Raw genomic sequence first — 6,841 nt, forward strand, 5'->3', positions numbered from 1 at the left:
CCTAACCGGACGGGAGTTCCGTATTCGAACCGGACCAGGCCGGATGGCCGGTGGCGCACTCTTGCGGAATGTCGTCGGCCGTGCTGGTCGCTCCCCTTCTTCCGCACACCGGCCCTACACCGGCGGCCACGGAATGGCAGGCCACTCGCCGCTCGGCTGCGGATGGACCCCCGCGGTGAGCAGCCCGTCGACACGCGCGCGCGTGGCGTCGAGTTCGGCGCCGGTGATCAGCACGGTCAGGCGTTCAGCCAGGGCTCCGCCGTGCCCCATGGCGTCCTTGAGGCCCTTGAGCGCGTCGACGGCCTCTCCCGTGAGCGGCTCACCCGCCCACCCCCACAGCAGCGTGCGCAGCTTGTTCTCCGTGTTGAAGGTCACGCCGTGATCGATGCCGTACAGCCGGCCGTCGGAGGCCGGCAGCAGATGGCCGCCCTTGCGGTCCGCGTTGTTGATCACGGCGTCGAGGACGGCGAGGCGGCGCAGCCGTGCGTCGTCGGCGTGCACCAGCAGCGCCGTCTTTCCGTCGCCGGCCTCGGCGAAGCCGATCGCCTTCCAGCCGGGGCCGGGTTCCTCGCCGTCGACGAGGGCGAGCAGCTCGCTCTCCTCCGGCTGCGCCTCGATCCACAGCTGGACCATGCCTTCGCCGTACGGCCCGTCGCGCAGCACGGTGGTGGGGACCAGGCCCCATCCGGTGGCCTCGGACACCTCGTACGCGGCGACCTCGCGCCGGGCGAGGTTGCCGTCGGGGAAGTCCCAGAGGGGGCGCTCCCCGCGGACGGGCTTGTAGACGCAGAGGGCCTCTTCCCCCTCATGGGAGACGGAGCAGTACAGCACCGCGTTCGAGGCGTCCCGGATCTGCCCGCGGACCGTGAGCTGACCGAGGGTGAGCAGCTGGGCCGTGGTCACGCTCCGCGGCGGTATCCGTTCTGGCGCGGACATACGTGTCCTTCCGGGTCGAGCGGGAGGCTGCACAGCGGGCACGGCGGCCGCCCGGCGTTGACGACGTCCAGGGCGCGCTTGGCGAACGCGCGGGCCTGGGCGCCGGTGAGCCGGACCCGCAGCATCGGGGGCCCGTTCTCCTCGTCCTGGAGCAGCCGTTCCTCGGCCTCGGCGAGGTCTTCCTCGGAGTCGGCGTCCAGCTCCACGAGGGCCTGCGCCTCGACGATCATGCGCTGCTCGTCGCCGTCCCAGGCGAGGGCCATGGTGCCGACGCGGAACTCCTCCTCGATGGGGGCTTCCAGCGGGGCCGTGTCGGCGACCTCGCTGGGCGCCATGGCAGGGACGGCGGCGCTGCCGCCACTGCGTCGTACCACCTCGTCGAGCAGTTCGTCCATGCGCTCGGCGAGCGCGGCGACCTGGGTCTTCTCCAGGGCCACGCTGGTCACGCGGGAACCGGCGATGGCCTGGAGGAAGAACGTACGGCGCCCGGGCAGCCCGACCGTGCCGGCCACGAAGCGGTCCGGCGGGTCGTAGAGGAACACCTGACGGGACACGTCCTGTCTCCATTGGGATCGACATCGGGACCGGCCGCTGCGGTCGCTGGAACAGGTTCAGCGCCGCCTCGACCGCTTCACCCTACTGCGGTTGACGATCACGGTGCGCCCGCATCGCCCCCGACCCGGGCGTCTGCCGACGGGGGTTCCGCGCGCGGCGCGAGGGACGCGAAATCCCCGGTGTCACCGAGGCGGACGAGAAACGGCCTGAGACGGGTGTAACGGATCGCGGTGATGGAACACGGCTCTACGGAGATCCGCTGGAAGAGGTCGAGATGGAGTCCGAGCGCGTCCGCCACGAGGGACTTGATGATGTCGCCGTGCGAGCACATGACATAGAGGGCGTCGGCGCCGTGGTCGCGCTCCACGCGCGCGTTCCACTCGCGCACCGCCTCGGCGGCACGGGTCGCCATCGCCCGCATCGACTCACCACCGGGGAACCGCGCCGCCGAGGGATGCGCCTGTACGACCTCCATCAGCGGCTCGTCCTTGAGTTCGGCGAGCTTGCGTCCGGACCAGTCGCCGTAGTCGCACTCCCCGATCCGCTCGTCGGAGTGCGCGGTCAGTTCCGGCCGGGCGTCCAGCAGCGGCCGTATCGTCTCCTGGCAGCGCTGCAGCGGGCTGGTGACGACCTCGGAGATCGGCAACTCGGCGAGGCGCCCGGGCAGCGCCGCGGCCTGGGCGGCGCCGCGCTCGTCGAGGGCGACCCCGGGCGTCCACCCGGCGAGCAGTCCCTCGGTGTTGGCGGTGGATCGTCCGTGCCGGACGAGGATCAGCGTGGGCATGCCGCCAAGGGTAGGCGTCCACAGGGGTGCGCCCGGCGGCGTGGGACGGGAGAATACGCTCCGTGATCGTCGACTGCGCCGTCTACCGGGACGGGATGCGCACGGAGGGGCCACAGGACCTCTCCGAGGCCCTGGCGCGGTGCCGTGTGGGCGGGGACGCGTTCGTGTGGATCGGGCTGTACGAGCCGACGGAGGACGAGTTCGACCGGGTCACGGAGGAGTTCGGACTGCATCCGCTGGCCGTCGAGGACGCCCTCAATGCCCACCAGCGCCCCAAGCTGGAGGTGTACGACGACTCGCTGTTCATGGTCCTCAAGCCGGTCGGGTACGAGCCCAAGAGCGACGTCGTCTCCTCCGGTGAGGTCATGGTCTTCCTCGGCGACTCCTTCGTGGTGACCGTGCGGCACGGTGAGGAAGCACCGCTCACGGCCGTACGGCGGCGGCTGGAGGCGGAGCCCGAGATGCTGCGGCACGGTCCCTCGGGGGTGCTGTACGCGATCTCCGACGCCGTCGTCGACCACTACGTGGACGTGGCGGGCGAGCTGGGCACGGACCTGGAGGAGCTGGAGGCGGAGGTGTTCTCGCCGACCGTCGGCGGCTCGCGGCACACCGCGTCCCGCATCTACGACTTCAAGCGGCAGATCCTGGAGTTCCGGCGGGCCACCGGTCCACTGGCCCAGCCGCTGGACCGGCTCGCGGGCACCGGCCTGTTCGGCCTGCGGGTGCCCTTCGTGCCGGAGAAGGCGCAGCCGTTCTTCCGTGACATCAACGACCATCTGACGCGGGTGAACGAGTCCGTAGAGGGCCTGGACCGGCTGGTCTCCGACATCCTGTCGGCGCATCTGGCGCAGATGAGCGTCCGGCAGAACGACGACATGCGGAAGATCTCCGCGTGGGCGGCCATGGCGGCGGTCCCGACGATGATCGCGGGGATCTACGGCATGAACTTCGACCACATGCCGGAGCTGCACTGGGTGTGGTCGTACCCGGCGCTGATCGTGGCCATGGCCGCCCTGGAAGTCTTGTTGTACCGGCTGTTCAAGAGCCGGGGCTGGCTGTGAGCGCGGTTCTTCGGGCGGGTTCGTGGCTCAGGCGAACTCAGGGGCTTCAGACTCACTCGGGGGCTTCAGACTCACTCAGGGGCTTCAGTCTCACCCGGGGGCTTCAGGCGAACTCGGGGGCCGAGGTGGCGGGTCCGCCGAGGGCGTCGCGGCGTTCGGGCATCTTCAGGCTGACCATCCGGCGCCAGCCCGCGATCCGCTCGTACGCGTACATCGCGTGGATGCCCGCCGCGAGCAGCGCGGCCTTCGGCTTCGGCCAGCCGAGGATGCGCCCCATGTGGGACATCACGGCGAGGCTGACGTCCCGGTAGATCCGGATCTCGGCGAGCGCGCACTCCCGCAGCGTCCGCTGGATGGCCCGGCCGTGCCCGGCGTGGGCGAAACGCAGCAGTTCCTCATGGCAGTAGGCGAGGTGGTTGTCCTCGTCGTTGGAGATCATCTTCACCGCGCGGCCGAGGTCGGGGTGGTCGGCGAAGTGCTTGCGGAGCAGCTCCATCTCCTCGGAGGCGCGCTGCTCGGTGACCCTGCTGTGCGCGAGGTAGGTGACGATGTCCTGGACGGTGAGCGGCTCGTCCCGCTTGAGCTTGTCGTGCGCGAGGCCGATGCCGTTCGTCTCCAGGAGCATGGTGTAGTCGGTCTCCGGCGGTACGGGGACGGGATCGAGGCCGCGCTTCTTCATCAGGGCGTTGAAGATCCGCCCGTGCTTGTCCTCGTCCGCGCCATGCCGGGTGATCTTGGGGGCGAGTGAGCGCTCGCTGTCCGGGACGAGCGCGGCGATACGGGCGTTCTCCCAGCCGCCCTGTGACTCGCCGCTGGCGGCGATGGAGCAGAACAGGCGGAAGGACTCGTCGTTGTCGAGGATCTCCTGGAACAGACTCTTGGCCGAAAGCATCGTGCGCACCTCTCTGCAGGATTCCGCAGAGAACGAGTCAAATGCGGTCTGAAGGACGCTGCAACAGCTGTGTCGGACAACTCCGCCAAAAGGATGACCTCGGCGTCCGCCGAGGGCGTAACCACGCGCGCTCCGGCGCGTTGTGCTGCGTGACGGCCGTGGCGGGGAAGACCCCCGAGCCCCCACCACGGCCGTGGAACTTCCCTCCGCGTCACGCCAGTCCGGCCCGTTCCAGGGCCTCGGTGCCGGCCCGCAGCGAGGCGAGCCGCTCGTCCAGCGTGAAGCCTGCCGGGGCGAGGGAGAGGGTGGTGACCCCGGCAGCCGCGTAGGCCTTCATCCGGTCGGCGATGCGATCGACGGAGCCGAGCAGTGTGGTCTGGTCGATCAGCTCGTGCGGTACGGCGCCCGCCGCGCCCTGCTTGTCGCCGGAGAGGTACTTCTCCTGGATCTCGGCGGCGGCCTGCTCGTAGCCCATGCGCCGGGCGAGCTGGTTGTAGAAGTTCTGCTTGGGGCTGCCCATGCCGCCGACATACAGCGCGGTGTACGGGCGGAAGGCGTCGGCCAGCGTGGTCACGTCCTTGTCGGCACCGACCGCGAGCGGCAGCGTCGGGCAGACGTCGAACCCGTCGAGGGTCTTCCCGGCCTTCTCACGCCCGGCCCGCAGGTATGTGATCGCGGTGTCCTCAAGATGGTCGGCGGAGGGGAAGATGAGCAGGGCCCCGTCGGCGATCTCGCCGGTCTGCTCCAGGTTCTTGGGGCCGATCGCCGCGATGTACAGCGGGATGTGCTCGCGCTCCGGGTGCACGGTCAGCTTGATCGGCTTGCCGGGGCCGCCGGGCAGCGGCAGGGTCCAGTGCTCGCCGTCGTACGACAGCCGCTCCCGCGTCATCGCCTTGCGTACGATCTCCACGTACTCGCGGGTCCGGGACAGCGGCTTGTCGAACTTGACGCCGTACCAGCCCTCGGAGACCTGCGGCCCGGAGACGCCGAGGCCGAGCCGGAAGCGGCCACCGGAGAGCGAGTCGAGCGTGGCGGCGGTCATGGCGGTCATCGCCGGCTGCCGGGCCGGGATCTGGAAGATGGCCGAGCCCACGTCGATGCGCTCGGTCTGCGCGGCGACCCAGGAGAGCACGGTCGCCGCGTCCGAGCCGTACGCCTCGGCGGCCCAGCAGACGGCGTACCCGAGCCGGTCGGCCTCCTTGGCCACGGCGAGATTGTCCGCGTCCATTCCGGCGCCCCAGTAGCCGAGGTTGATCCCGAGCTGCATGGCGGATTCCCCTTACCGATCAGTAACGTCCCTTGTCCGGAGACCTTAGCGCGGGGGTGGGGAAACTGGTCATCCACAGGCCCCCACATCACAGGCCGTGGCCAGTAATCTCGGCGTCCATGGAGCAGAGGCATCTCGGCCGCACCGGCCTGCGCGTGTCCCGCATCGGACTCGGCACCCTCACCTGGGGCAGGGACACCGACGAGCACGACGCGGCGGACCTCTTGAAAACGTTCTGGGAAGCGGGCGGGACACTCATCGACTCGGCCGACGTGTACGGCGACGGGGAGGCCGAGTATCTGCTCGGACGACTCATAGAAGGCCTGGTACCGCGCCGGGACCTGGTCATCTCCACCAAGGCCGGCAGCGTGCCCGACCCGGACATCCGCGTCGACGGCTCACGCGGCCACCTGCTCGCCGCGCTGGACGCCTCGCTGGCCCGGCTGGGCACGGACTACGTCGACCTGTGGCACATCCACGCCTACGACCCGTACACCCCGCTGGAAGAGACCCTCCACGCCCTCGACCTCGCGGTCAGCAGCGGCCGGGCGCGGTATGCGGGTGTCTCCAACTTCTGCGGCTGGCAGCTCGCCAAGGCGGCCACCTGGCAGCTGGCGGCGCCGGGCACCCGGACCCGGCTGGCCGGTACGCAGCTGGAGTACTCGCTCCTCCAGCGCGGCGTCGAGCGCGAGGTGCTGCCCGCCGCCCTCGATCTCGGCATCGGCCTGCTGCCCTCCTCCCCGCTCGGCCGCGGCGTCCTGACCGGCAAGTACCGCAACGCGACGCCGGCCGACTCGCGGGGCGCGTCCGAGCATCTGGCGCCGTTCGTCGAGCCGTACCTCGACGACACCGCGGGCCGGATCGTGGACGCCGTGACGACGGCGGCGGACGGGCTCGCGGTGACCCCGCTCCAGGTGGCCCTCGCGTGGGTCCGCGACCGGCCCGGAGTGGCCGCGCCCATCGTCGGCGCGCGCAACGCGCAGCAGCTCACGGCGGCATTGTCAGTGGAGGCCCTTAGTCTTCCTGACGAGATCTGCCGGGCGCTCGACGACGTGTCAGCGCCCGTGCACCGCTATCCCGATCACGACTGGAGCATGCTGTGAGCACGGACCCCGACCCCACCGAGGACGCCGCGCACGCCAAGCCGGGCACCCCGGGCGCCGCGCCGAACGGCACTGCCGGGGATCCGGGGACCACAGAGGGCCAGCCGACCGGGGACGGCGCCGGGGAGACGGGGGTCTACGCGGACGGCTCCGGGGAGACCGGGGCTGATACGGGCGGGTCCGACACAGGCGGTGCCGACACAGGCGGTGCCGACACAGGCGGTGCCGACACAGGCGGTGCCG

Annotated in this window: 7 protein-coding genes and 1 pseudogene; 3 read left to right on the forward strand and 5 right to left on the reverse strand. The window is 70.7% G+C overall.

The features are described from left to right. Positions 1–114: 114 nt before the first annotated feature. From GFH49_RS27495 to GFH49_RS27505, 3 genes are all read right to left on the reverse strand, one after another. Complete coding sequence (locus GFH49_RS27495; RefSeq protein WP_155058752.1) at positions 115–936, reverse strand: Rv2133c family protein; 822 nt, start codon at positions 934–936, stop codon at positions 115–117. Beyond that, on the reverse strand, positions 900–1,490 hold the full coding sequence (locus GFH49_RS27500; RefSeq protein ID WP_155058753.1) for an Rv2134c family protein: 591 nt from the start codon (positions 1,488–1,490) through the stop codon (positions 900–902). The genes GFH49_RS27495 and GFH49_RS27500 overlap by 37 nt, the downstream gene beginning before the upstream one ends. Positions 1,491–1,588: 98 nt before the next feature. Next, entirely contained in the window at positions 1,589–2,275 is a 687-nt protein-coding gene (locus GFH49_RS27505) for a histidine phosphatase family protein (protein WP_155058754.1), read from the reverse strand. A 62-nt stretch (positions 2,276–2,337) separates the two neighbouring features. On the opposite strand from GFH49_RS27505, the gene corA reads away from it, so the two are divergent. Then, positions 2,338–3,336 carry a magnesium/cobalt transporter CorA gene (gene corA, locus GFH49_RS27510; RefSeq protein ID WP_155058755.1) on the forward strand — a complete coding sequence of 333 codons (999 nt, stop codon included), beginning with the start codon at positions 2,338–2,340 and terminating at the stop codon, positions 3,334–3,336. A 103-nt stretch (positions 3,337–3,439) separates the two neighbouring features. Here corA and GFH49_RS27515 read toward each other — a convergent pair whose 3' ends face one another. Continuing rightward, on the reverse strand, positions 3,440–4,228 hold the full coding sequence (locus GFH49_RS27515; protein WP_155058756.1) for a ferritin-like domain-containing protein: 789 nt from the start codon (positions 4,226–4,228) through the stop codon (positions 3,440–3,442). 211 nt (positions 4,229–4,439) lie between these two features. Next, positions 4,440–5,495, reverse strand: coding sequence for an LLM class F420-dependent oxidoreductase (locus GFH49_RS27520; RefSeq protein ID WP_155058757.1), 1,056 nt, complete (start codon positions 5,493–5,495; stop codon positions 4,440–4,442). A gap of 119 nt (positions 5,496–5,614) precedes the next feature. Between GFH49_RS27520 and GFH49_RS27525 the strand changes: the two genes are divergently transcribed. Further along, positions 5,615–6,598 (forward strand): aldo/keto reductase, encoded by a 984-nt coding sequence (locus tag GFH49_RS27525; RefSeq protein ID WP_155058758.1) that lies wholly within the window; start codon positions 5,615–5,617, stop codon positions 6,596–6,598. Continuing rightward, positions 6,595–6,841: pseudogene (locus tag GFH49_RS27530) on the forward strand (hypothetical protein); the annotation flags it as partial. The gene GFH49_RS27525 and the pseudogene GFH49_RS27530, both read left to right, overlap by 4 nt.

The organism is Streptomyces blattellae, from assembly GCF_009709555.1.
Taxonomy (GTDB): domain Bacteria; phylum Actinomycetota; class Actinomycetes; order Streptomycetales; family Streptomycetaceae; genus Streptomyces; species Streptomyces blattellae.

Bases quoted from the DNA above. Each gene is read 5' to 3' on its own strand.
- GFH49_RS27520 (WP_155058757.1), bottom strand. From the start codon at position 5,495: ATGCAGCTCGGGATCAACCTCGGCTACTGGGGCGCCGGAATGGACGCG.
- GFH49_RS27495 (WP_155058752.1), bottom strand. From the start codon at position 936: ATGTCCGCGCCAGAACGGATACCGCCGCGGAGCGTGACCACGGCCCAG.
- GFH49_RS27515 (WP_155058756.1), bottom strand. From the start codon at position 4,228: ATGCTTTCGGCCAAGAGTCTGTTCCAGGAGATCCTCGACAACGACGAG.
- GFH49_RS27505 (WP_155058754.1), bottom strand. From the start codon at position 2,275: ATGCCCACGCTGATCCTCGTCCGGCACGGACGATCCACCGCCAACACC.
- GFH49_RS27525 (WP_155058758.1), top strand. From the start codon at position 5,615: ATGGAGCAGAGGCATCTCGGCCGCACCGGCCTGCGCGTGTCCCGCATC.